The sequence below is a fragment of the Pseudoalteromonas sp. OF5H-5 genome (assembly GCF_021530695.1).
Classification (GTDB): domain Bacteria; phylum Pseudomonadota; class Gammaproteobacteria; order Enterobacterales; family Alteromonadaceae; genus Pseudoalteromonas.
Genome location: NZ_JAKGBF010000001.1, coordinates 503,649 through 529,159, shown reverse-complemented (window position 1 = coordinate 529,159; position 25,511 = coordinate 503,649). Strand labels below are relative to the sequence as shown.

24 protein-coding genes and 5 tRNA genes are annotated in these 25,511 nt (G+C 42.5%); 8 read left to right on the top strand and 21 right to left on the bottom strand.

Annotated elements, in window-relative coordinates:
* Positions 1-172: 172 nt before the first annotated feature.
* From hupB to L1271_RS02385, 10 genes are all read right to left on the bottom strand, one after another.
* Positions 173-445 (bottom strand): nucleoid-associated protein HU-beta, encoded by a 273-nt coding sequence (hupB, locus tag L1271_RS02430; protein WP_010371157.1) that lies wholly within the window; start codon positions 443-445, stop codon positions 173-175.
* Positions 446-661: 216 nt separating this feature from the next.
* Positions 662-3,019: an endopeptidase La gene (lon, locus tag L1271_RS02425; RefSeq protein WP_017216125.1), complete on the bottom strand. Its 2,358-nt coding sequence runs from the start codon at positions 3,017-3,019 to the stop codon at positions 662-664.
* Between the two features lie 293 nt (positions 3,020-3,312).
* Positions 3,313-4,596, bottom strand: coding sequence for an ATP-dependent protease ATP-binding subunit ClpX (gene clpX / locus L1271_RS02420; protein WP_010606725.1), 1,284 nt, complete (start codon positions 4,594-4,596; stop codon positions 3,313-3,315).
* Between the two features lie 122 nt (positions 4,597-4,718).
* Positions 4,719-5,336, bottom strand: a complete 618-nt coding sequence (clpP, locus tag L1271_RS02415; protein WP_010606724.1) for an ATP-dependent Clp endopeptidase proteolytic subunit ClpP — start codon at positions 5,334-5,336, stop codon at positions 4,719-4,721.
* 333 nt (positions 5,337-5,669) lie between these two features.
* Positions 5,670-6,974, bottom strand: coding sequence for a trigger factor (gene tig / locus L1271_RS02410; protein WP_010606723.1), 1,305 nt, complete (start codon positions 6,972-6,974; stop codon positions 5,670-5,672).
* Positions 6,975-7,251: 277 nt separating this feature from the next.
* Positions 7,252-7,328, bottom strand: a tRNA-Pro gene (locus L1271_RS02405).
* A gap of 21 nt (positions 7,329-7,349) precedes the next feature.
* Positions 7,350-7,426, bottom strand: a tRNA-Pro gene (locus tag L1271_RS02400).
* Between the two features lie 19 nt (positions 7,427-7,445).
* A tRNA-His gene (locus L1271_RS02395) sits at positions 7,446-7,521 on the bottom strand.
* 24 nt (positions 7,522-7,545) lie between these two features.
* Positions 7,546-7,622 (bottom strand) — tRNA-Arg (locus L1271_RS02390).
* Positions 7,623-7,663: 41 nt separating this feature from the next.
* Positions 7,664-7,740: transfer RNA gene (locus L1271_RS02385), tRNA-Pro, on the bottom strand.
* 419 nt (positions 7,741-8,159) lie between these two features.
* On the opposite strand from L1271_RS02385, the gene folD reads away from it, so the two are divergent.
* Positions 8,160-9,014 carry a bifunctional methylenetetrahydrofolate dehydrogenase/methenyltetrahydrofolate cyclohydrolase FolD gene (folD, locus tag L1271_RS02380; RefSeq protein WP_102057141.1) on the top strand — a complete coding sequence of 285 codons (855 nt, stop codon included), beginning with the start codon at positions 8,160-8,162 and terminating at the stop codon, positions 9,012-9,014.
* 62 nt (positions 9,015-9,076) lie between these two features.
* On the opposite strand, the gene L1271_RS02375 is transcribed toward folD, so the two are convergent.
* From L1271_RS02375 to prmB, 3 genes are all read right to left on the bottom strand, one after another.
* Complete coding sequence (locus L1271_RS02375; RefSeq protein ID WP_010606721.1) at positions 9,077-9,508, bottom strand: hypothetical protein; 432 nt, start codon at positions 9,506-9,508, stop codon at positions 9,077-9,079.
* 66 nt (positions 9,509-9,574) lie between these two features.
* The gene (gene aroC / locus L1271_RS02370) at positions 9,575-10,672 is read right to left on the bottom strand and encodes a chorismate synthase (RefSeq protein ID WP_010606720.1); all 1,098 of its coding nucleotides are present in this window, start codon (positions 10,670-10,672) and stop codon (positions 9,575-9,577) included.
* Positions 10,673-10,719: 47 nt separating this feature from the next.
* Positions 10,720-11,655 (bottom strand): 50S ribosomal protein L3 N(5)-glutamine methyltransferase, encoded by a 936-nt coding sequence (gene prmB, locus L1271_RS02365; protein WP_235366707.1) that lies wholly within the window; start codon positions 11,653-11,655, stop codon positions 10,720-10,722.
* A gap of 96 nt (positions 11,656-11,751) precedes the next feature.
* Between prmB and smrB the strand changes: the two genes are divergently transcribed.
* Positions 11,752-12,303, top strand: coding sequence for an endonuclease SmrB (smrB, locus tag L1271_RS02360; protein ID WP_010371129.1), 552 nt, complete (start codon positions 11,752-11,754; stop codon positions 12,301-12,303).
* Between the two features lie 236 nt (positions 12,304-12,539).
* On the top strand, positions 12,540-12,782 hold the full coding sequence (locus tag L1271_RS02355; protein WP_045990797.1) for a hypothetical protein: 243 nt from the start codon (positions 12,540-12,542) through the stop codon (positions 12,780-12,782).
* A 418-nt stretch (positions 12,783-13,200) separates the two neighbouring features.
* On the opposite strand, the gene L1271_RS02350 is transcribed toward L1271_RS02355, so the two are convergent.
* The 3 genes from L1271_RS02350 to L1271_RS02340 form a co-directional block, all read right to left on the bottom strand.
* On the bottom strand, positions 13,201-13,806 hold the full coding sequence (locus tag L1271_RS02350; RefSeq protein WP_235366670.1) for a peroxiredoxin: 606 nt from the start codon (positions 13,804-13,806) through the stop codon (positions 13,201-13,203).
* Between the two features lie 320 nt (positions 13,807-14,126).
* On the bottom strand, positions 14,127-14,840 hold the full coding sequence (fadR, locus tag L1271_RS02345; RefSeq protein ID WP_010371123.1) for a fatty acid metabolism transcriptional regulator FadR: 714 nt from the start codon (positions 14,838-14,840) through the stop codon (positions 14,127-14,129).
* A 573-nt stretch (positions 14,841-15,413) separates the two neighbouring features.
* Positions 15,414-17,171: a winged helix-turn-helix domain-containing protein gene (locus tag L1271_RS02340; protein WP_235366669.1), complete on the bottom strand. Its 1,758-nt coding sequence runs from the start codon at positions 17,169-17,171 to the stop codon at positions 15,414-15,416.
* Positions 17,172-17,316: 145 nt separating this feature from the next.
* On the opposite strand from L1271_RS02340, the gene L1271_RS02335 reads away from it, so the two are divergent.
* From L1271_RS02335 to L1271_RS02325, 3 genes are all read left to right on the top strand, one after another.
* Positions 17,317-18,816 (top strand): amidohydrolase family protein, encoded by a 1,500-nt coding sequence (locus L1271_RS02335; RefSeq protein WP_235366668.1) that lies wholly within the window; start codon positions 17,317-17,319, stop codon positions 18,814-18,816.
* Positions 18,817-19,015: 199 nt separating this feature from the next.
* A complete protein-coding gene (gene dsbB, locus L1271_RS02330) occupies positions 19,016-19,525 on the top strand; it encodes a disulfide bond formation protein DsbB (protein WP_102057153.1) in 510 nt (169 codons plus the stop codon).
* Positions 19,526-19,537: 12 nt separating this feature from the next.
* A complete protein-coding gene (locus L1271_RS02325) occupies positions 19,538-19,843 on the top strand; it encodes a hypothetical protein (protein ID WP_017216140.1) in 306 nt (101 codons plus the stop codon).
* A 51-nt stretch (positions 19,844-19,894) separates the two neighbouring features.
* On the opposite strand, the gene L1271_RS02320 is transcribed toward L1271_RS02325, so the two are convergent.
* Positions 19,895-20,203 carry a ComEA family DNA-binding protein gene (locus L1271_RS02320; RefSeq protein WP_174170006.1) on the bottom strand — a complete coding sequence of 103 codons (309 nt, stop codon included), beginning with the start codon at positions 20,201-20,203 and terminating at the stop codon, positions 19,895-19,897.
* 270 nt (positions 20,204-20,473) lie between these two features.
* On the opposite strand from L1271_RS02320, the gene L1271_RS02315 reads away from it, so the two are divergent.
* A complete protein-coding gene (locus tag L1271_RS02315; protein WP_010606713.1) occupies positions 20,474-20,788 on the top strand; it encodes a YebG family protein in 315 nt (104 codons plus the stop codon).
* A gap of 94 nt (positions 20,789-20,882) precedes the next feature.
* Here L1271_RS02315 and L1271_RS02310 read toward each other — a convergent pair whose 3' ends face one another.
* From L1271_RS02310 to L1271_RS02295, 4 genes are all read right to left on the bottom strand, one after another.
* Complete coding sequence (locus L1271_RS02310; protein ID WP_010606712.1) at positions 20,883-22,073, bottom strand: amino acid aminotransferase; 1,191 nt, start codon at positions 22,071-22,073, stop codon at positions 20,883-20,885.
* A gap of 179 nt (positions 22,074-22,252) precedes the next feature.
* Positions 22,253-22,918, bottom strand: coding sequence for a GAF domain-containing protein (locus L1271_RS02305; protein ID WP_235366667.1), 666 nt, complete (start codon positions 22,916-22,918; stop codon positions 22,253-22,255).
* A 127-nt stretch (positions 22,919-23,045) separates the two neighbouring features.
* Positions 23,046-24,704 carry a fused response regulator/phosphatase gene (locus tag L1271_RS02300; RefSeq protein WP_235366666.1) on the bottom strand — a complete coding sequence of 553 codons (1,659 nt, stop codon included), beginning with the start codon at positions 24,702-24,704 and terminating at the stop codon, positions 23,046-23,048.
* 21 nt (positions 24,705-24,725) lie between these two features.
* Positions 24,726-25,031, bottom strand: coding sequence for an STAS domain-containing protein (locus tag L1271_RS02295; protein ID WP_010371095.1), 306 nt, complete (start codon positions 25,029-25,031; stop codon positions 24,726-24,728).
* Positions 25,032-25,174: 143 nt separating this feature from the next.
* Between L1271_RS02295 and L1271_RS02290 the strand changes: the two genes are divergently transcribed.
* Positions 25,175-25,504: a translation initiation factor gene (locus L1271_RS02290; RefSeq protein ID WP_017216143.1), complete on the top strand. Its 330-nt coding sequence runs from the start codon at positions 25,175-25,177 to the stop codon at positions 25,502-25,504.
* The last annotated feature ends 7 nt before the right edge of the window (positions 25,505-25,511 follow it).

The window sequence follows — 25,511 nt, the reverse complement described above, 5'->3', positions numbered from 1 at the left end:
TATTGTTTCTCTTATCTAAGTCAAAGCACTAAAGCACTTTGTGTTTGCTAGATTTGGGTTAAGCATTACACCAATCAGATTAGTGATGGTATAAAAAAAGCGTATCTTAGCAGATACGCCTTTTATCTTGAAGCAGTTCGCGATGACTCTGCACCGCCTAATTCAAATTGAATTAGTTTACTGCGTCTTTAAGCGCTTTACCCGCTTTGAAAGATGGGATGTTAGCTGCTGCGATTTGAATAGTCTCACCAGTTTGTGGGTTACGACCAGAACGTGCAGCACGCTCGCGCACTGAGAAAGTACCAAAACCTACAAGTGCAACAGAGTCACCGTCTTTTAGTGCACCCGTTACAGACTCAATGAATGAATCTAGCGCACGACCAGCAGCCGCTTTAGAAATGTCAGCATCAGCTGCGATTTGATCGATTAATTGAGATTTATTCACAATATCATCCTCTTCCATAGTTATTGTCAAAAGTTACTTCTTACTGGTAACTTTTGCTATTCATTTAGAGACATCACAGCGACTCTCTAATTCTCGAAATCTTTCTCAAGCCTAGTGATTACGGGGCTTCCGAACCAGTAGGCTTGAATACAGTGCCTAACTTAACACACCTTTTAGATTTGAAAAGCCTTTTCACTCAATTTTTTGGCTTTTTTCTTAGTTTTTTTGCGATTCCACACTAAAACTGTCTATTGGGTGCGCTAACGCCAGTGATAATACCTCATCAATCCATGACACCGCATGAATATCAAGCCCTTCAAGAACATTCTCAGGAATTTCTTTTAAGTCGCGCTCGTTCTTTTTCGGTATTAAAACTCGTTTAATTCCCCCACGGTGCGCTGCCAATAATTTCTCTTTCAGACCACCGATAGGCAGAACTTCACCACGCAAGGTAATTTCACCTGTCATCGCGACATCTGCACGCACTGGATTGCCAGTGAGGCTTGACACTAAGCCCGTTACCATCGCAATACCGGCGCTCGGACCGTCTTTCGGTGTTGCACCTTCAGGAACATGAACATGAATATCACGTTTCTCGTAGAAATCGTCATTAATGCGTAGTTTGTCAGCGCGGTTGCGCACAACCGTCATTGCCGCCTGAATTGACTCTTGCATCACATCGCCCAGCGAGCCGGTGTAAGCAAGTTTGCCTTTACCTGGTACTGCCGCACATTCGATAGTGAGTAAGTCACCCCCTACTTCCGTCCATGCAAGCCCGGTAACTTGACCAACTCTATCGCCGTCTTCCGCCTTGCCGTAATCGTGACGTTGTACACCTAAGAAGTCTTCAAGATTTTCTTGGTTAATCACAACTTGCTTAACATTTTTATCTAGCAAGATGTTCTTAACGGCTTTTCGGCATAACTTAGAAACTTCGCGCTCTAGATTACGGACACCCGCTTCACGCGTGTAGTAGCGGATAATGCCAATGATCGCACTGTCTTCAATATTGATTTCAGACTCTTTTAATCCATTGCGTTTCACTTGCTTTGGAATTAAGTGCTGCTTGGCAATATTTAGCTTTTCGTCCTCGGTGTAACCAGAAAGACGAATGACTTCCATACGGTCTAATAATGGACCTGGAATGTTAAAGCTATTAGAAGTCGCAACAAACATAACATCAGACAGATCGTAGTCCACTTCTAAATAGTGGTCTGCAAAGTTGCTATTTTGCTCTGGATCTAACACTTCTAGTAGAGCCGATGCAGGATCGCCGCGCATATCCGATGACATCTTATCGATTTCATCCAACAAGAAAAGCGGGTTCTTTACGCCAACTTTCGACATGCTTTGGATCAATTTACCCGGCATTGAGCCAATATAAGTTCGTCTGTGTCCGCGAATTTCAGCTTCGTCGCGTACGCCACCGAGCGCCATACGTACGTACTTACGGCCAGTCGAACGCGCGATGGATTGACCTAAACTGGTTTTACCAACGCCTGGAGGACCAACTAAGCATAATATAGGACCTTTAAGCTTATTGGTGCGCTGCTGTACCGCTAGATATTCGATGATGCGGTCTTTCACTTTCTCAAGACCATAATGATCGGCATCTAGTATCTTTTGTGCACCAGCTAGGTCTTTTTTCACCTTTGAGCGTTTTTTCCAAGGTACATTGATCATCGTCTCAATGTACGAGCGCACAACTGTCGCCTCTGCAGACATAGGTGACATCATTTTAAGTTTGTTAAGCTCTGAAAGCGCTTTTTCTTCCGCTTCTTGCGGCATATTCGCTTCGCTAATACGCTTTTTCAGGGCTTCAAATTCGTCAGGAACATCATCCAGCTCACCAAGCTCTTTCTGAATAGCTTTCATTTGCTCATTCAGATAGTACTCTCGTTGGGATTTCTCCATTTGCTTTTTAACGCGTGAGCGGATCTTCTTCTCTACTTGAAGTAAATCGATCTCGCCTTCCATCAACGCCATCAAATACTCGAGACGCTCAGTCACATCGTTAATTTCTAGCACCTTTTGTTTTTCAGGTACTTTAATTGGCATATGAGCAGCCATCGTATCCGCTAAGCGTGCAGCTTCATCGATACCCGATACTGAAGTTAGTACTTCTGGTGGGATCTTTTTATTTAGCTTCACATAGCCTTCGAACTGGCTAATTGCGCTGCGAACTAATATGTCTTGCTCTTGCTCATCCACATCCTGAGATGGAATGTACTGAGCTTGCGCCAAGAAATATTCGTCTGTAATTAGAAACTCATCTATTTTTGCGCGTTGAGTACCTTCAACTAGCACTTTCACTGTGCCATCAGGTAGTTTGAGTAACTGTAGTACCGTTGCAATGGTACCAGTCTGATAGACATCATCAGTGCTTGGGTCATCAACTGAGGCGTCTTTTTGCGCAACTAAAAAGATTTGCTTGTCATTGTCCATCGCAGCTTCTAGGCATTTTATTGATTTTTCTCGACCTACAAACAGCGGGATCACCATATGCGGATACACCACTACATCGCGTAGCGCTAGCACAGGAATTTCTACTCGATCCGTTCTTTCAAGCGTCATTATGTTCTCTTCGCACTTCAATTAATTTTGGGAATACTGAGCTATATGGGGATAACGCAGATAAAGTTCAATAGTTTATAGTAATCCGCATCAAGTAGAGATCAATTTAACGTATAAAAAGCTTAGTTTTGACACTCAATTTACCGTGGTGAAATGTATGAAATATTCACCCTAAAAACTTGTCTCGCTATTGCCCTTTATTGTTATAGCAATTTGACTATATTGGTTTCTATCTGATGTGGACTAAGAAATAAAAAGGAGCGCTAGGCTCCTTTTTTCAATCTCATACTGAGCTATTCAGACGCCGCCTTTTCTTTACCGTTATTTTCGTAAATCATAATAGGGTCTGATTCGCCTTTGATCACCGTTTCATCAATGACGACTTTACTCACTTCTTCTAGTGAAGGAAGCTCATACATAGTATCAAGCAGTACGCCTTCGACAATCGAACGCAGACCACGTGCACCCGTTTTACGCTCCATCGCTTTATGAGCAATCGCTCGTAGCGCATCTTCACGGAATTCAAGGTCAACACCTTCCATCTTAAATAGCGCCGCGTATTGCTTAGTGAGTGCATTTTTCGGCTCATTTAGGATTTCAATTAGTGCTTCTTCATCCAGTTCAGTCAAAGTTGCAACTACAGGCAAACGACCAATAAATTCAGGAATTAAGCCGTACTTAACTAAATCTTCAGGCTCTACGTCTTTAAACGTTTCGCTTAATGAGCGCTCAGAGTCTTTAGATTTAACTTCAGCACCAAACCCAATTCCGGTATTTTTTGTACTGCGCTGCTCGATGACTTTATCTAAGCCTGCAAACGCACCACCACAGATAAACAAGATCTTAGAAGTATCTACTTGTAAAAACTCTTGTTGCGGGTGCTTTCTACCACCTTGTGGCGGAACAGATGCAACCGTGCCTTCAATCAGTTTTAGTAGTGCTTGTTGTACACCTTCACCTGACACATCACGGGTAATTGATGGGTTGTCAGATTTTCTTGAAATTTTGTCGATTTCGTCAATGTAAACAATACCACGCTGTGCTTTCTCAACGTCGTAATCACATTTTTGCAGAAGCTTTTGAATGATGTTTTCAACATCTTCCCCCACATAACCGGCTTCGGTTAATGTCGTTGCATCTGCCATGGTGAATGGGACGTCAAGTAAACGTGCAAGCGTTTCCGCTAGAAGGGTTTTACCACTACCCGTTGGACCAATTAGTAGAATATTACTCTTGCCAAGTTCTACATCACCTTTACCACCTTGGTTACGCAGGCGCTTGTAGTGATTATAAACCGCAACAGACAAGACTTTTTTAGCGTGGTCTTGACCTATCACATAATCATCTAAGTGATTTCTGATCTCTTTTGGCACAGGTAATTTATCAGACGCGTCATGCTTAGGCGCAATATCTTTGATTTCTTCCCTAATAATGTCGTTACAAAGTTCAACGCACTCGTCACATATATAGACAGATGGACCGGCAATTAACTTACGAACTTCATGCTGGCTCTTACCGCAAAATGAGCAGTAGAGTAGCTTGCTATTCTTATCGCCGTCTGTTGGAGTGTCTGACATTCAGCTACCTCATTCAATTGCTGTTATCTCTAGATAACATCGTATTTCTTTTAACTATACCAAAGAAATTTGGCTTTGGCACAGTAGAAGCCAATGAATTCAATTCATCGGCTAATTCATAATCACTTAAGCTCTCGACGAGAGTGAACCGCATCAATCAGACCATATTCTAACGCTTGATCTGCAGTCATAAAGTTGTCTCGGTCTGTGTCATGCGCAACCACATCATAAGGTTGACCGGTGTGATCCGCCATTAAGCGATTCAATTTTTCTTTGATCGCCAAGATTTCACGAGCATGAATTTCAAAATCAGAAGCCTGACCTTGGAAACCACCTAAAGGTTGGTGGATCATCACACGCGAGTTCGGCAAGCAATAACGTTTACCTTTAGCACCGCCAGATAGCAAAAATGCTCCCATACTCGCAGCCTGACCAACACAAACCGTACTAACGTCAGGCTTGATAAAGTTCATCGTGTCGTAGATTGACATTCCAGCAGTCACAGAACCACCTGGCGAGTTGATATACAAGAATATATCTTTGTCAGGGCTTTCTGATTCCAAGAACAGCATCTGCGCCACAATTAGATTGGCCATATGGTCTTCGACTTGACCTGTTAAGAAAATAATACGGTCTTTTAACAGTCGTGAGTAAATATCATAAGAACGCTCGCCTTTAGCCGTTTGCTCCACGACCATAGGTACTAACGCATTGATTGGATCGATCATACCATCATTCATGTTTTTTATTCCTTATTAGCACAGAATCTATTGCCTATTCGCTGCAACTTTCATTGGACTTAGCGCGGTCCATAAAAACATTCTGTGATCGGTGTTTAGGCTAATACTTTTTTGAGCGAATTGAAACGAGTAGATATAACTGTATCAGTAATACTCAACGAAACCTGACTCGTAAAATAAGTATAGCTAATAAAATAAGCCATGCCTCAAGATATAAGTACTTAATGCTTCAATATCAAGGCTTAAAAACAAAAATGGCCCGAATTCTCTATTAGAGTAACTCGAGCCATTTAAACTTCAGCTTAGCTGTAAGTCAATGATTTCTTCAAAGACTTATTGAGCAGCCTGTGGATTCATGATGTCGTCGAATGACTTTTCAACATCAGAAACAGATGCAGCAGCAAGTACAGCTTCAACTGCTAGCTCTTCCATCGCAACGTTGCGCATTTGCTGCATTAGTTGATCGTTTGCTTTGTAGTATTCAACTACTTCACTTGGATCTTCGTATGCAGAAGCAACTGTATCGATTAGTTCAGCAACTTTATCTTCATCAACTTTGATGTCGTTCGCTTTGATCACTTCACCTAGTAGTAGGCCAGTTTTCACGCGAGTTACCGCTTGCTCGTGGAATAGCTCTGCAGGAAGCTCAGGCATGTTTTGAGCGTTGCCGCCAAAACGTTGTGCTGCTTGTTGACGAAGTGCGTCGATTTCTTGGTCGATTAGCGCTTTTGGCACTTCAACTTCGTTAGTTTCTAGAAGACCTTTGATCGCTTGATCTTTCACGTTAGCTTTAACCGCTTGGTTTAGCTCACGCTCCATGTTCTTCTTAACTTCTTCTTTAAGTGCGTCAACACCACCTTCAGCAACACCAAACTTAGTTGCGAACTCGTCAGTTAGTTCAGGAAGCTCTTGAACTTCAACTTTCTTCACAGTAATTGTGAATTGAGCCGCTTTACCTTTTAGGTTTTCAGCGTGGTATTCTTCAGGGAAAGTTACGTCAGAAACAACTTCTTCACCTGCTTTTTTACCAACGATACCGTCTTCGAAACCTGGGATCATACGACCTTGACCAAGCTCTAGAGGGAAATCTTCAGCTTTACCGCCTTCGAACTCTTCACCGTCGATTGTACCAACGAAATCAACCGTTACACGGTCTTTTTCGCCAGCTGCAGCATCACTCTCAGTCCAAGAAGCGTGTTGCTTACGAAGCGTTTCAAGCATGTTCGCTAGGTCTTCATCAGTGACAGAAACTGCAGGTTTCTCAACCGCGATTTTGTCTAGATCTTTAAGTTCAACTTCTGGGTATACTTCAAAAGTTGCATCGAATTCTAGATCTTTACCTGCTTCTAGTGACTTAGGAGCAAAAGATGGTGCGCCTGCAGGGTTGATTTTCTCTGCAATGATTGCTTCGATATAGTTACGCTGCATCAGATCGCCAGCAACTTCTTGACGTACAGCCGCGCCGTAACGCTTAGTGATGATTGACACTGGAACCTTACCAGGGCGGAAGCCATCGATACGCTGTGTTCTTGACAGTTTTTGTAGGCGTTTTTTAACTTCAGTCTCAACGTTCTCTGCGGGAACGGTGATGGTCAGACGGCGCTCAAGGCCTTGAGTCGTCTCAACAGAAACTTGCATGATTTACCTCAATCTTCATTTTTGGGCGACAAAGCGCCTTCCTTACTAACAAGACAACCATCATGCTTTTTATGGGCCTTCGGCTAAATTGCCAAACTCTCCGTTGCATGTGACGCTTGTTGCCTGCCCTACGGGCACTACGTTAATTAATAGACGCGGCATTATAACCTATTCAACGACGGAGTCGAGCAATCAGGTTAAATAATTAGGCATATTGGTGCTAATTGATTAAAAGTTAGTAAATTTGAAATAAAGGACTGAAATACTAGAGAGGAAGTGGTCGGCGATGCAGGATTTGAACCTGCGACCCCTTGGACCCAAACCAAGTGCGCTACCAAGCTGCGCTAATCGCCGAACATATGTATTTTGTAGAAGTGGTCGGCGATGCAGGATTTGAACCTGCGACCCCTTGGACCCAAACCAAGTGCGCTACCAAGCTGCGCTAATCGCCGACTAATTTTGGCATGTAGATGGGGCGACTGATGGGACTTGAACCCACGACAACCGGAATCACAATCCAGGGCTCTACCAACTGAGCTACAGCCGCCACTACATGTGGATTAAAATAAGATGGCGCACCCTGAAGGATTCGAACCTTCGACCGACGCCTTAGAAGGGCGTTGCTCTATCCAGCTGAGCTAAGGGCGCAAACTCGTAAACATCTTCATGCTACATTCTTATTTTAAAAGTGGTCGGCGATGCAGGATTTGAACCTGCGACCCCTTGGACCCAAACCAAGTGCGCTACCAAGCTGCGCTAATCGCCGACTGTGACCTTGGAGAACTAAGAACCTTTTTATCGGTGAGTCCTCGTTGGCAACGGGGTGCATAATAGTGATTTGCCCGAAGTAGGTCAAATATTTTTTTTAGTTTTTGTTTCAACTGCCTAATTTTGCCACAAATTGTTGATAAAACAGCTGACTTAAACAATTTTTGAGCGGTTCTTGTAGAACCGATCATGAAAACCTTTGCTTTTACGCAATGCAAACTTGGCGGGCTGGCTGTTTTTTGAGAAAATAGCGGGCAAATGTCCTCCTTTGTTGTAACTAAAGGGACATACAAATAGAGCGACCCCATTTTCATCTTTATTAAGCAATCATTTCATCAATACATGAAAGTGCTTGTATAGAAGAATTTAAAGGCTCTATCATCGTTCAAGTTTTTTAACCCTTAATATAGGTCAATCATGACGGCAAACATCATTGATGGCAAAGCTATCGCGAAACAAGTTCGTTCTACTGTTGCACAACGAGTTCAAGACAGACTAGCGCAAGGTCTAAGAGCGCCAGGCTTGGCTGTGGTATTAGTAGGCCAGGATCCCGCGAGCCAAGTTTATGTTGGTTCAAAGCGTAAAGCCTGTGAAGAAGTCGGATTTGTTTCTAAATCTTTCGACTTACCAGGTGACACAAGCGAAGAGCAATTACTTGCGCTTGTTGATGAGCTTAATGCAGATCCTGAAGTTGATGGGATCTTAGTACAATTGCCGCTACCTGAAGGCCTAGACGCAGAAAAAGTGTTAGAGCGTATTGATCCTCATAAAGACGTCGACGGCTTTCACCCATATAACGTAGGTCGTCTTGCCCAAAGAATGCCAGCACTGAGACCTTGTACGCCAAAAGGGATCATCACCCTACTCGACTCTACCGGTGTGCGTTATAAAGGCATGCATGCTGTTGTGGTTGGTGCTTCAAACATCGTTGGTCGTCCTATGTCGCTAGAACTATTACTTGCCGGTTGTACTACAACCGTTTGCCATAAATTTACGCAAGACTTGGAAGCTCACGTTCGTCGCGCCGATCTATTAGTTGTGGCGGTTGGTAAACCTGAGTTTATTCCAGGCGACTGGGTTAAAGAAGGCGCGATTGTCATCGATGTAGGCATTAATCGCTTAGAATCTGGCAAACTGGTAGGTGACGTGCAATACGACATCGCAGAACAAAACGCGAGCTTTATTACCCCAGTGCCAGGTGGTGTGGGCCCAATGACCGTCGCGAGCTTAATCGAAAATACGCTAGAAGCGTGTGAAAAATATCACAGCTAAACGCTGTTAGTTTATAGCTATAATAAAAGCCTCAGTTGAGGCTTTTATTATTTTAAGCCTCATTAACTCATTAGCGTGTCCTTGTTCGCTTTGTTTTCTTCCTGAGTTACCGCTTCTCTCATCGCTTCTTGTAAGGCAGCCATCCGCTCTTCTAATTCTTCAGGTGAAATTTTTCCCTCAGCCGCGAGCTTTTCAAGTTCTGCCATTTTCTCTTTTAATTCGTCTATTTTCTCTTTATTTGCCCCTAAGCGGCTAAACATTACCGCTTCTCTCATTTTTTCTAGAAATGACTGATTACGCTCCACCACTTCATATTTATATGGCTCGTCGGCTTTATTATCCAGTACAGGGGATGATTGGGTTGCGATGTTAGCAGCCGCGACATAGTCTTGCTCCTGCGCAGCGGTATTAGCTCGTTTAGTTTGGGCAAGGCTTTGCTGCTCCGAAACAGACTCAGTGGTACGAATTGCGGAGTGGGTTTGGTAAGTGATCATGATTGCTCTCCTTGATTTGTCCAAGAAAAGCAATCACTGTGCCAAAATTAGCTTACTCGCTACTGGCTAGATATGACCAGGAATTGGCTTATGCGGCAAATTGACGTCTTGGTTTTGACCACGGTGACGTAATAAGTGATCCATGAGCGTAATAGCCAACATGGCTTCTGCGATTGGAATGGCACGAATACCAACACAAGGGTCATGGCGACCCTTAGTCACAACTTCTTGTGGTTGGTTGTGGGTATCAATACTCTGCCCCGGTACCGAGATACTTGAAGTCGGTTTTAGCGCAATTGATGCGATAATATCTTGCCCTGTAGAAATACCCGCTAAAACGCCGCCTGCATGATTAGAAGTAAATCCCTGTGGCGTTAGCTCATCTCTATGCTCAGAGCCCTTTTGCTCAACCACATCAAAGCCATCACCAATCTCTACACCTTTTACGGCATTAATGCTCATCAAGGAGTGCGCTATCTCAGCATCCAGACGGTCAAACACTGGCTCACCTAAACCAACAGGCACATTTTTCGCCACGACTTTTACTTTCGCGCCGACTGAATCACCTTCTTTTTTCAGCGTACGCATATATTCATCTAGCGCTTCTAGCTTAGCTTCATCGGGAAAGAAAAATGGATTGGTCTCAACCGCTGACCAATCATAATGCTCGGCTTTAATCGGGCCTAATTGAGAAAGACAGGCATTGATCTCGATGCCGTGGACTTGCTTGAGATACTTTTTCGCAATTGCACCTGCTGCAACTCGAATGGCAGTTTCACGTGCCGACGACCTACCACCACCGCGATAATCTCTATGCCCGTATTTGTGCCAATAGGTATAGTCGCCATGACCCGGGCGAAACAAGTCTTTGATGTTTGAGTAATCTTTTGAACGTTGATCGGTATTTTCAATCAACAATCCAATGCTCGTACCTGTGGTCTTGCCTTCAAACACACCCGAGAGAATTTTTATCTCATCGCCCTCTCGGCGCTGCGTTGTGTAGCGGCTTTGGCCTGGTTTGCGTCTATCTAAATCGATTTGTAAATCAGCTTCAGTGATCTCAAGCCCTGGTGGTACACCATCCACCACGCCACCAAGCGCGGCGCCATGGCTTTCACCGAAGGTCGACACCTTAAATAATTGGCCAATGCTATTGCCTGCCATCGTTTTTCCTCATTCCTAAATAGACGATAGAGAGCATTGGCTCCCTATCAGTTTTTAAAGTATTCAAATAGTTGTTGTTTGGATACGACAAAGACCCCTAAACCACCATGCTCAAAGTCTAACCAAGTAAATGGCGCTTCAGGAAATTGCTGCTCCATATGTACCATAGAATTGCCAACTTCGACAAATAACAAACCATCATCATTTAGATGATCGGCCGCTTCTGCAAGTAGTGTGCGGGTCACATCAAGGCCATCTTCTCCTGACGCCAAGCCAAGCTCTGGCTCATGATGGAACTCCTCTGGCAGATCTGACATATCTTCTGCATCAACATAAGGAGGGTTTGCTACGATTAAATCGTACTTTTGACCCGGTACACCACTAAATACATCAGACTGGATAGCAAAGACTCTGTCTTGCATCATATGCTGATTAATATTGTGATCAGCCACTTCTAAGGCTTCAAAAGAAATATCTACTGCGTCTACTTGTGCGCGCTCAAATGCTTTGGCCAATGCAATCGCAATACAACCAGAACCCGTACACATATCTAAAATACGCGTTACTTTATTCGGTGCAGCTACCCAGGGGGCAAAATGTTTTGCGATTAACTCTGCAAATGGTGAGCGTGGTACTAATACGCGCTCATCAACATAAAACGGCATACCAGCAAACCAAGCTTGATTGGTTAAGTAGGCGACGGGAATACGCTGCTCGATACGTGCTTTGATAAACTCCATCAGATGCGCTTTTTCACTTTGTGTCATACGCGCATGCATGATTTCTTTGGGGGCATCAATTGGCATATGCAACACCGGAAGCACTAAACTGACCGCTTCGTCCCAAGGATTATCCGTACCATGACCAAAAAACACCTCGTTACTCACAAACTGGCTCGCTGTCCAGCGTACCCAGTCCTGAATGTTATGTAAGTCTTGAAAGGCTTCAACGGCCATTTCTTCGGTAATAAGTGGTTGCGACATTTCCGTCATGATGACTCTCTAAAGATCAAACTATATGGCGCTATTGTAGCGGTTTTTAAGCTAGGTTTTTATGCTTTTTTTATTTAAAATGCCATCATGAACAGAGAATCTAACACTAATGCTGACCTAAATGACGATTTCGCGATGTTTCGTGAGTCTTTGAATGGTGTAAAACCCCTCAAACAAGATCAGGTGCAGCTCAAACAAAAGAAAAAAATTCAGAGCATTGAGCTGAAGCAACAGGTCAAGCAGCAGCAATCTGAGTTTTACTTTTCTGACGAGTATATTCCTGATATTGATACCTCGGGAACCATCAATTTCGTAAAGCCCGGGGCTGATCGCTATTTAGCAAAGCAGCTAAGGCGTGGTGACTATGCGCCCGAACTCATCTTAGATTTGCACGGGCTAAATAAAGAAACGGTAAAACAAGAGCTAGCAGCATTAATTCATGCTTGTAAGAAGCAGCATATTGCTTGTGCGTGCGTGGTGCATGGAATTGGTGAGCGTGTGCTTAAACATAAAGTACCGCAGTATCTTGTTCAGCATCCAGATATACTGGCGATGCACCAAGCACCTTTAGAATATGGTGGTAAAGGGGCGGTATTAATCTTGGTTGACCTACCTGATGACCCTAACTTTGGCCGTTAATTCGGCCCAAACATTGTTTTTTATCCTTTCTTGCTTCGCTTAATCCAGCCTTAATAAATTTAACTAAATCTTAGCCATTTCACCCATCATAGACTGGTCAAATTCACCATTTCACTAATTCCCCTGTGCAAAATAAAAATTAAAGCACATAAAAATCAATAAGATAAAATTTAAATTCATTTTGGCACAACCTTTGTAATAGTTATTGCGACTAACAAATTACAAGGAAACTTATTATGACTACTTTAGCGAAAATCACCATGACAACTTTATTGTTTACAGCAAGCATGACAACAACAGCTGCAGAAATTGATGCTTCATTACTTCAAGAAGTAAAAACCAAAGTAACGCAAGCTATCACTGAGTCAATCAAAGCGAATCTAGAAGAAATAAAAATTGAGACCAAACAGTCTTTAGAGAAAGCGTTTCAAACAACCAATAACAACGAGCAAGAAAAAAAGGAAGAGACTAATGATTAATGAACTCGAATTTCTGAGTCTGCTCGCAACTCCCGTGATCAGTTTATTTGCCGCTTACCTAAGCATTCAACTGATAAAATCACTGGGTCAGTTTATCAACTTTAACTAGCATGGCACTTGCTAAAGTAGGCAAGGTAGCCGAGTAGTCAAAGTATCATACCAATTGAATTAATTTTCTAATCAATTTGAAAGATGAAATAGCATATTAGCGTCGTTAAAAATTTCTCATTTAGAACAACTAAATAGCAAAATTTTTGCCTAGCTACTAAAGCTATTTCTCCGCTTCAAATAGCTTATTTGCTAAATACATTTGGTATTACCCTGAGAAAGCTATTGAGGTATCAGTAGCCATTAAAAAACCCGCCAATTGGCGGGTTTCTTTTTGATATCAGCGAGATATCACAAAGTCGACACTAAATTATAGTGCGCCTTCATTTTCAGATAGGAACTTAGCAACACCTTCAGGGCTTGCATCCATACCTGCTTTACCTTCAGTCCAACCAGCTGGACATACTTCACCGTGCTCTTCGTGGAATGCTAGTGCATCAACCATGCGAAGCATTTCATCGATGTTACGGCCTAGTGGTAGGTCGTTAACTACTTGGTGACGTACATTACCTTCACCATCAATTAGGAAAGAACCACGGAAAGCAACACCAGCTTCTGGGTGCTCAACGTCATATGCTTGACAGATTTCGTGCTTAACATCAGCGATTAGATCGTATTTAACTTGACCGATACCGCCTTCGTTTACTGGAGTGTTACGCCATGCGTTGTGTGAGAATTGAGAATCGATAGAAACACCGATCACTTCAACACCACGCTTTTGGAACTCTTCGTAACGCTTGTCGAACGCGATTAGCTCTGAAGGACAAACAAACGTGAAGTCTAGTGGGTAAAAGAAAACAACCGCTTTTTTACCTTTAATACGCTCGTGCAGGTTGTAGCTATCTACGATCTCACCGTTACCTAGTACTGCTGCTGCTGTAAAGTCTGGTGCCTTGCGGCCTACTAATACACCCATTTTTATCTCCAATAGTTAGGTTTATTTCCAATCTTATTTGGTATCTCGTGTCGAGACCAAAATATCTTGTTCATAATATTGTGGCGTGCTTATGAAAAAACAACCCTAGCTAGATTCATAACCAAAGTCTCTTTGTCATTCTCATCGCCAAAAACTGCGCCTAGTGTATTTGGCAAGTGCCATAATTAACAATCGAATTTACCGATAGCACCAATCTATAAATTCGATGAGACAAAAATGCCTCCGCTCAAAATGCCATTCGGAGATCAAAAAAGGCTTCACGAAGAAGCCTTTTTAAGATGTCTATCACTCAGTGGACATTAGTCCATGATATTTTCTGGCATATCGCCGCGGATCTGCTGCCAAATTTCACCCGATTGGTGACCATACTTACGCATCAATGAAATAGCACCATCGTGTTCTTGATTTTCTGCCAGTTTGGTTAAATCTGCATAGAACTGTCTCGCCAGTCCTCGTGTTCTTGAATCAGAAAAGTAATGGCAACCAATTTTTGAGTATAACCCTCTGAAGCCATTTAAAATAAGCACATAAATTTTGTTTTGCCCAGCACCTGCCAGCTCATGGTGAACTTGGTAGTCATAATCGGCAAACGCTTCTGCGGTGTCTTCTAGCTCTTCATGCTTAGACAAAATATCGATAACACGCTGCGGATTGAATTTTATCGCCGCACGCGTATAGATAGCACTAATATTAGTACGTGCTGACAGCAGCTGATCGGTCAGCTCAGGCATCTTGTCTTCATCGAGACGCGCTAAGGTTTCTAATATATTAAGCCCTGACGTTTCCCAAAAGTTATTTACTCGGGTTGGCTTACCGTGTTGGATAGTCAACCAGCCATCTCGAGCTAGCCTTTGTAATACTTCGCGCAGTGTTGTTCTTGTTACACCAATGAGTTCAGAAAGCTCACGCTCAGCAGGTAGAATGGATCCCGGAGGGAATTCGCCGTTCCAAATTGACTCAACAATATATTCTTCAGCAAATCCAGCTGGGCTCTTGGCTTTGAAAATTCTCATCTCACACCACTTTATTATTACATCAATGCCTTGATTGGCAGGTTGTGCTTGTTAATCCACTGATTGTACCAGATGAAGCTCAACTAACAAGCTACAAATCACCCTAGCTGAAAATAGCCATGTTTAATGCAGATGAGATTGTTACGCGGTGTGAGGCTTCGAACTCACTTAAGGCGATATAGACTTGGCCATAACAGGCTCATCTTCGCTCAACACTGAGCTGTTAATGTAAACAAATTGCTCCCCATCAGACCATCCTGCCTCTGCTTTCATTTTGTATAACTCAAATGCTTCTCCTTAAAGTGCACACGAAACGACTGCGAAATAAACAGACAAAGCGGCATGTAATAATGTTATTGGACATCTTTTGCAATTTACTTTTGAGCGTTACTTGCAAACAACAAAGCAGCTTAAGGAAACCAAAACTCACAGGCAACAAAATCGAACCTTGTTTTTAAAAGCCAATATCAAAGTCTGCCGAAATACAGAACCCCTATTCAAGGAATCACCAAGAAAATTCGCTCCCTACTTTTAAATCACATAGCGAATTTTATGTATGCGTAACCTAACGTTTTAGAGCTCGTTCTGTCTGCTTTCAAGCTTATTCAGCCATGCTTGTTTAAATTCGTGCTCTGATGTCAAAGCGAGATAAAGATCCGTAGCAAAAAAACTATCATTGTAGTCGGGTAACCAGCCAGTGTTGAGCAGCTGCGTCAGTGCTTGTTGTGTTTCTGCTGCGTCATTGTTAAGTGCGGACCAATATGGAGATAAAGCTGCATCTAGCTGATTTCCTTGATTAAGGTATTGTTCTAACAACTGTGTTACTCGCTTAAGCTTGCTTTGTTCACCTGTACGTTTCAGCATCAGGGCATAAGTAAGGTATTGCCCTACATTGTCTGCCTCTGGCAATGTAAACGCCGCGATATCAGCAAAATGCTGTTCAAAAAGCGTTAGCGCAGGTTGCATTTTCTGCCGTGCAAGTAAAGCAAGAATATAAGGCATCACATAATGATTACCCTTTGAGTCGAGCTCGTATCGCTGTTTTAAGAGTTCTTCGGCCTTTTCGAAATCGCCTTGTCGCCATGCGATCCCAGATTCAACATAGAGTCTAAATGCTGTAGAAATTGAACCTAAATTTGCGGCTTGCTGATATTTTTCCTCAGCTTCTTCTGCTCGCCCTAAACTCAATAACACCAATATGTGGCTCAACTGCTGCGCGGGGTACAATTTACTATGACTGATGTGATTGTTGTGGTACCACAACAAATATTGTCTTGCCCTATTCTGGTTAAGCGGATAAAAGTCTAGCGCATAGAGCGGATTGTTTTTGGTGTGAGGGGCTACGGCAACGCTACGATCAAAATATTTTCGAGCGAGTACTAACTCTCTAAAATTCAAATAGGCATAGGCTAACCCTCGGATAATAACCGCATCGTTTGGTGCTAACTGATACGCTTGTTTATGCGCAGCAATTGCATCGGGTATTTTGTGTTGGTCCCGAAGAAATCGACCGTACCAATGCCATAGGCGAGCATGCTTGGTTGAGAGCTCAAATCCGCGCTTAAAATAATTCTGTGCTTGGTCAATTTCATTCTCCATCACCGCAAAGCGTGCAAGAGAAGTTATCACTTCAATATTTGTATCATCTAAGATCCGTGCTTTTTCTAACAATGGCCGACATAAGGCAAGCGATTCATACTCTGACACCGCGCCATATACGCTTAGCCCCATAAAGACATTGCACAAGCCACTAAGTGCCTCGACATTATCACTTTGTTTAGATAACACTTGTTGATAAATCGTTTTCGCTCGCGCTAACTCTTCCACCGCTGTACTTTGGGATAGGTGTGTGGCAAGAGTGATCTCATCAAAATACGGGTTGTTTTGTGTCTTGTGCTTTTGATCAGTTTGAATATAAAAAGCAAAAATAGCGATGAGAGCGAGCAACGTAATGGTGACACCAAGCAGCCAAATTCGCTTTTTGCTCACAGGCATCACAGCCGCTTTATGCTCTCTAAGCGCAATGTTTGGATGAATGCGGTAACCTTGAGCTGATATTCTTTCTATGTATTCTTCGTATTGCGGATCTGTGTTTAAAATCTTTCTTAACTGCGCAACAGCTTGATAGACCGAATTGTCAGACACCACCTTCGGGTGCCAAACTAACTCGAAGAGGGTATCAATACTCAGAGGCTCAGGTTTCGCATCGACCAGCACCAACAGTAATTTCATCACTTTTGGAGTGACGGTATATTCACGGCCAGTCGGATACTCCACAATCTGGTTCAATTTAGGCACGACAAGCCAATTTCCCAAAAGCAAATTTTTCAACCCACGAACACCTTACATTATTGATTGTTATAGTTTTAATTAAATTAAGAAAAATTTCAGAGTTAATTTATATGAAAATTAAAACACAAAGTACCTCGCCAGTTATGCTCGAAGGCATCTAATACAACACTAACTGGTTTTCATTATGAAAAAACAAACATTAATATTTGCGGCCTGTTGCGCCCTGTCTTCTCATGCATTATTTGCAGCAGTGGACCTTCGTATCGACAATGCTACCATTTTAAATCCTATTGATAAGCACCAAGTCAATATCATTTCCAATCATTGGCTCGCCATCCAAGATGGCAAAATTATACAAGTCTCTGACTCAAGTCAAAAACCGGATGCAGCACAGGTCATTGATGCTCATGGTCAATACCTCATACCAGGGTTAACCGATAGCCATGTCCACCTAAAAACTATGCCGGGATTGCTTAACACTTCTCCTAGAGCTCGCCAAATGCAGGCAGCATTTTTACAACGGCAAGGCGCTAATTATCTTTACTATGGCGTCACGCAAGTTATTGACCCGTCAAACACTGCAATCGGCATAACCGAATTTACAGCAAATGGCCCCGCACCCGACGCCTACTTTTGTGGCGCAATGCCGGTTTACCAAGGGTATAATGCTCAAGGCCTTAGTTACTCAAAGCTACATCAACATAAACCCTACTTTGCTGCACAACACAGCGATCCTGCTCATGAGCTAACGCCATCTCAAGCACACGCTCACCAAGGAGCTCAGCCCTTGACGCGAATGAAATCTGACGGTGCAACTTGTGCCAAACTGTACTTTGAAGATGGCTTTGGAGAAAACAGTGCTATACCGCTTATTAACCAAGAAACTGCTAAACAATTAGTCGAGTCCGCAAACTCATTGAAGTTACCCGTAATGGCACATGCGAATGCCGTTGATATGCAACAACTTGCTGTAGATGCCAATATCAACGTTATGGCGCATGGACTTTGGAACTGGTTAGCGCCAAATACAGCCCCTAGCGAAAGCGAACTACCAACCAATGTAAAAGCTGTGCTGGATACCATCATCGAAAAAGACATCGCCTATCAAGCCACATTAAATGTGATGAATGCTCTGGCGAAAGTGACTGACAACACTTTCACCTTCTCATCTGAATATCGTACCGTATTACCTCCGTCTCAAATTGCTTGGTATCAAAGTGAACCTGGTCGCTGGTTTTCTCGAGAAATGGGTCAAGGCTGGGGTGAAATAAGTAATCAACAAAAGGTGGCTAAACTTGAGCAAGTTTTCTCACAAGGGCAACGAGCACTAAATTATCTATATAAAAATGGCGCAACCTTGCTGCTTGGCTCAGATACGCCACCCGCACCAACTTATGTCTCGCAACCTGGCTTATCGACTTATCAAGAATTAACGATGATGGATCAAGCCGGAGTAGGCCTCGTTAGCTTGCTATCTGCTGCTACCATTAATAATGCGAAAGCATTTGCGATAGACAACCAGTACGGCAGTATCGCAGCTGGGAAAGTGGCAAATCTATTACTTTTAAATAGTAACCCTTTGCAGTCAGTCGCGGCTTATAACGATATCGAATATGTTATCTTACATGGCTCCGCCATTGAACGTGCTACTTTTCATATCGATGCCCTCGAGAAAAGTGAGTGAGTAAATACGCCAGAATAGAAATGCTGATAATGTCGGTCTCACTTCAATTGACTTAATCAAGTGATCTATTCTGATATTTTCGAACTTCTGCTGGTAACAAGAGTCGAAAAATCGTCGCAAAGATAGCGCACACAGCCGAAGTAAGGTTGCTCTAACGCGGCCAGATAAAGCATAATAAAACAAAAAGGGTTTCTCTATAATGAAGATTTCATCTTTTCATCTCTCTAGGCAATCTTGGGGATTGCTAGCACTATCCGCTGCTATTTTTGAAGCCGTTGCACTGTATTTCCAATACGGTATGGGTTTAGAGCCCTGTATTATGTGCATCTATCAGCGTTTTGCTATGTTGGGGTTATTAGCAGCTGGTTTAATCGGTATGATTTCTCCTCGCTCTTTCGCACTGCGTAGTCTGGCATTTGTTTCGTGGGGTGTAGGCAGTATTTGGGGTTATTTTATCGCCCGTGAACATATCAATATGCAAACCACAACGGATCCATTTGCTTTTACCTGTGACTTTGTACCAAACTTTCCTGCGTTTATGCCGCTGCATGAATGGCTGCCAAGCTTTTTTGCTGCAACGGGTGACTGCGGCAACATAGATTGGTCTTTTGCAGGATTATCTATGCCTGGATGGATGGAAATTATCTTTGCATTTTATAGTGTTGCATTTATTCTTTTCTTATTTTTCCACGTTACCAAAAGAAGTTGAGATATCACATTCATGCATTTTAGGTTAAGCCAAATTGAGCAACTGAGAGCGTTTAAATTACGTGACAAGCAGATGATCTTACGTCTTGCACTTAGCCACCTTGATGCAAAAACAAAGGTCGTGTTAAGAATAGCCAAGTTGCTACTGCTCACACCGTTTTTTGCCTCATTGGTCGTATTTGAAGGCTGGCTGTTATTACCTGTCTTACTCGTGGCAGGATTAATTTATCCGCTACTGACCACACCACTGGAAATACAATTTGGCAAACCCAAGTTAGCTCAGGCAATCGCTGAGTTTAACGCCTCGAATAAGCCCTGATCTTCAATCTACCTGTGTGCGAGCAACTAAGCTCGCACACAATAACTACGACTAGACTCTAATTTTCCCCTCCAGTTTTGCCAATATTCCTTTCCCAATTCCTTTTACTTCCAGCAACTCCGTTGTTGTTTTAAAGCGCCCCATTTTCTTACGGTACTCTACGATGGCTTCAGCTTTACGAATACCAATCCCTGGTAAACTTGAAAGCGCCGAAGCGTCAGCGGAATTAATATCGAGTACAGCACTTTGCTGCTGTGTTTGAGAGACAGATTTTGCTTGATCCGTAGGTTTTGCGAGCACACTTGAACAGCTTAAACCTAGCGCCAATAAAATAGAAAGTATGGTGGGTTTATTGAACATATATACACTCCTTGTGCGTAAAAAGTATCCAAAGCTTACTGCATTTACCTCGGTGAGTGATTGCAGAAGCTTTTTAAATAAAGATTGGAATATTGACTTTGTCAAAAAACATTCATTCTTTCAAAAATCAAAATAAACATTAAGCTTTTGTTTTTAATGAATTTAATTAATTCTACTTCACTCAACAGCACTTGAAAAATTTTCAAAATAACTTGCTTAATCACTCGATTCGATTTACTGTATAAAAAAACAGTGACTAGGGGAATAACCATGGCCGTTATCATCAAATATGTTGTTGAAAGAAATGGAGTCGAGCGTATGACTTTCACGTCTAAAAAAGAAGCTGATGCTTATGATAAGATGCTAGATGTAGCTGAAGCATTGGAAGACATGCTAACGAAAGTTGACGTGCCGCTAAGTGAACAACAAGTTGAATCCCTAGCGCTTGAAATTGCAAAACAAAAAGATGACTTTGTGTCTGTGTTAAAAGGTGGCAAAGTAGCACCAAAGGCCAATACCAAAAACAAATCTGAAAACGAAAAAGCGTCAGATCCAGATAAAGTGACCAAAATTAAGCAAGCCTAAATGATAATAACCACTTACTTCAGTGGGTGGTTTAGGCTGAAAATAAAAAACCGCATGTTCTGCGGTTTTTTATTTTGTGCTGTGTAGCGTGGTATTATTTAATCACGCTTGCCACTGCGTCAGCAAAGTAGTCAATATTGTCTTTGCTTACGCCAGCTACGTTAACGCGGCTAGAGCCTACCATATAGATAGCATATTCAGTGCGTAGTCTGTCAATTTGCTCTTTATTAATACCCAAGAAAGAGAACATACCGTGCTGACGGTCAATGAACGAGAAGTCTTGCTCAACACCTTTTGCAGCTAGGCTTTCTTTGATCAACGTACGTAGACCATTGATACGACCGCGCATTTCGTCAAGTTCGTCGTACCACATTTGCGTAAGTTCAGTACTGCTTAGAATGGTATTTACAATATCAGCACCGTGTGCTGGCGGCATTGAATAGATACTACGAACCACACTAAGTAATACTGAGTTTGAAACATCAGCAGTTGCACTGTCTTTTGCAATGATTGAACACGCACCGATACGCTCGCGGTATAAACCAAAGTTTTTAGAGCAAGATGAACAGATGATCATTTCATCAACTGTATCCGCAACCGTTCTAAGGCCTTGTGCATCTTCTTCAAGGCTAGTACCAAAGCCTTGGTATGCAATATCAATTAATGGCGTAAAGCCTTGCTCTTTTGCAAGTTCAGCAACCACTTTCCATTGCGCTTGATTTAAGTCCATACCACTTGGGTTATGACAACATGCATGAAGTAGTACTACATCACCTTTAGGTACTTGCTTCAGCGCATTGATCATCTCATCAAACAACAACCCTTTGTTTTCGTAGTCGTAGTAAGGATACTCTTTAACTGTTAGACCCGCTGCTTCAAATAGGCTGATGTGGTTTGCCCAAGTTGGAGTCGTAACCCAAACAGTTGCATTGGTGTTGCAACGTTTAATAAATTCGGCAGCAACACGTAATGCGCCAGTACCACCAGGTGCTTGCGCCGTACGTACGCGATTTGCCAATAATGTACTATGCTCTCCAAGTAACAGTGTTTCCATCTTTTGACAGAAGTCTAAATTACCAGCCAAACCAATATAAGATTTTGTCGTTTCGTTTTCTAAACGAAACGCTTCCGCTTTTTTAACCGCTTTAAGTACCGGCGTGTTTCCCTGCTCGTCCTTATAAACACCTACACCAAGGTCAATTTTGTTTGGGTTAGTGTCCTGTTTATAAGCGGCCATCAGGCCTAAAATAGGATCTGTTGGAAGTGGTTTTAGCTCTGAGAACATGGCTTATCTCTTTTATTTTAATTAATGCAAACTCGAGCGGCTGACGCCCGATTCCAGTAGACTTGATGGTAACATAGAGACTTGCATCTCAGTTACCATATTTATCTAGAATTTTATTCATTTTTGTAAACTTGGCAGCACCACAAAGGCGTCAAGTTTACAGCCGGACATTCCGATAATTATTTGGGTAAATATTCAGGGATTCTCGTACATGCTGCTGCAAGCAATGCTAAAATTTCTTCGTTGAAAAATGACTCAAAAAACGCTTCTGCATCAATAATTCCAATACAATTTTGAGCATCATCGAATAATGGCATACAGGTTTCTGCTTTCACCTTTGGATCGCAAATGTAGTACTCTCCACCACTGGCGACATATTGAGGGATGTCATTAATCACTCGAGCTTTAGCACTTAATACCGTTTGAATATTATTTGACGTAGCGGCAAAAGCCTCCGTTATTGGGAATAGCGGTCTACTCGGCGCGCCAGAGTACGCTAATTTGAGAAGTTGTTTCCCTTCATTTGTCGCTCTTGCTTGGTATATGCCAAACCAATCAACAGCTGTAAATTCAACTACCGCTGACACTATCGTTTGTAGCTTAGCAAGCGATTGCTCATTCACCGTGTTCTTTTCAACGTAGTCACTCAGAAAAAAAGGCGCTTCCTGAAGGTGCCCAAACAAGCTACAAGCGCCTCCTTCCCCAAGCTCAGGGATCTGATATGACCACACAGCAAGGCTTGAGTTTTGCTCAATATAAGCATCTAGTTTTTCTAATTGCAGCAAAAGCAATTCGCGGGAGATAGATAATCCACTCAATGAAATATAATCTGACATTTTAGCCATCTAAACATCTAAAGTTAATACAACTTTACCACGCTCTTTATACCTTGCCAACACTAAAAAACAGGTACATAGAGTAATAGGAATAGATATTAAACTAAAGCAGAGGTGAAATGCGCTTGAGTGGAATTTAGACCGATTTGGAGGTGAGTGAATAAATCATTTCTACTTCATTTCCAGCACTGTTGTAGCTAACGCTTTGGGCAATCTCGTTAAGTAAGCTAACACCTCGACCGTGGCTATGCTCTTGCTGCGCTTTATTGCGCTCGCTTGATTCAAAACCATTACCTGAATCACAAATGTTGAAGTATAGCTTTAGCTCTTCAGGGCTATAGCGCACAGAAATAATAATTAGCGCTTCTTTTAGCTCCTTCAAAACACTCTCTCGCAGACTATAGAACTCAAAAAAGCCATCTTCTTTGTTTTTAATCTCAGAATCTAACCCCAGCACTCCGTGATCTAAAGAATTATTGTAGGCCTCGGAGAGTAGTAAGAAGATGTTAGAGCGATGCGCCGAAATACCGTCAACTTCACTAAGCAAGTCCACCAGCTCAAGTACCGGATCTGTCGTTTTCATCTGCTTGGCATCTAAAGATAACGAAATATTAAACGGCAAACTTGAATAATGGTTAGGCGCAGAAACAATTGACTCGCTGGCAACGCAATTAATAATCGCGATACTTAAGTCATCTTGTTGCTCTGTATTGCCAGAAAACTCGCGAACTTCAGAGATAATTTGATCCGTGGAAATATGCTGCCGACTCGCCAGCAAGCGCTTTAACCGTCGTTCACCATACATTTCCCCCCGCTCAGACTCAGACTCGATGATACCGTCTGTCGCCATTACGAGGCGTTGGTCGGGGCTAACTTCAAAATGCAGCAGATTACGTTCAAACTCATCGACTTCTAAAATGCCGAGTGCCATATGTTGGCTCTCAATGGTTTTAATAAGGCTACCATTTCGGTCAACCAGATATAAATCTGGCAAACCACCAAGCCAAGCAGAAACACTTTTCCCTGAGCTGCTCAATTCAATGATTGCTGCTGCACAAAACATATGACCGGGTAATAACTCATTAAGGGCGGTATTGAGCTCAACGGCTATATCACTAACCGCCATCCCCTTTTGCACCATAGTATAGAAAATGCGCGACGCAGGAAGCGCGCCGACCGCAGCTGCTAAACCATGGCCAGTAAAATCACCAAGTAAACAATAAAAGCCACCCATCGGGCTCTTGGCCATTAAAAACATATCGCCATTAAACATTGACGCGGGTGACAAGTGATATTCACAAATCTCAGGATATTCAGATTGTTGTGCAAGCGCATTACTAAAGATGTGCTCAACAATCTCGTGCTCTCGCTCTATTTGGTTATAGTGATATTCTAGTTGTCGGCGTTGTTCGTTGCTTTGTTGGCTGAGCCTACGAGTCCTCGCATGCGCTTTGATTTTGGCTGATAAAATGACTTTATCAAACGGCTTATGAATAAAGTCATCGCCTCCTACAGCGAGACACTTTTCAAAGCTGCTTTGATCTTCAAGTGCAGTGATAAAGATGATGGGGAGGTATACGTCGCCCGCATATTGCTTTATTTTGGGGGCAGTCTCAAAGCCATCCATTACGGGCATGACAACGTCTAGCAGCACGATGTCGATGTCCTGACTTTCGAGAATTTTTAATGCATCACGACCATTGTGCGCACAAAAAACGGTATAAAATTGTTGCTCAAGCATCGCCTTGAGCAGCTTACAGTTTAATACCTGATCGTCGACTACCAAGATATTCATGAGGGGCTAATCTATCGGCGTTCAGTCAATATCAAACTTCTTATCAAAACGAGAGATCTGGAGGATTTTCTTAAGTTGCGGACGACAATTACTAATTTGAATGCTAGAAACTGAGCTTCCTAGTGTTTTTTTCATATTTAACAGCATACCCAAAGCGGAGCTGTCCATATAGTCGGTTTCACGCAGGTCAACAACAACCTTTTCGGTTTGATCATTCACCTCCGCATACGCCTGACGAAACGATTGCACCAAATTAAAGTCGAACTTGCCTCTAATTTGAATGGTTAGTGTCTTACCGTCAGCAGAAGCGTTTTTACTCAAGCTCATCATTAAGCTCCTAAATTATTTTGATTTGTTTCCCCTCACCAATTTAAATATAACGCTTAAAAATCATTTAGCAAAAAATAAAAAACATCTAATCTGCTTTTTGCTATGATCTCTGCAAAGAACCCGTAAGAGGACCAAAATCAATGTCAGAATCAAGACTTGTGTACTCCACAGATGTAGGCCGTATTGACACCAAAGAGCCAAAGCAAGAAGTTCAAGGGAAAGTTTTTAAGGACGGCGCCGTTCGTATTGAAAGACAAACTAAAGGGCGCAAAGGTAAAGGTGTTATGCTTGTTGTTGGCATCGATAGTGAACAGCACGATCTCAAGAAATTGGCAAAAACGCTTAAATCTAAAATGGGTCAAGGTGGTGCAGTTAAAGAAGGCGTTATTGAAATTCAAGGCGATGACAGAGAAAAGCTTAAGCAATTATTAGAAGGCCAAGGCTTCAAAGTGAAAATCGCTGGTGGTTAAGCGCTTA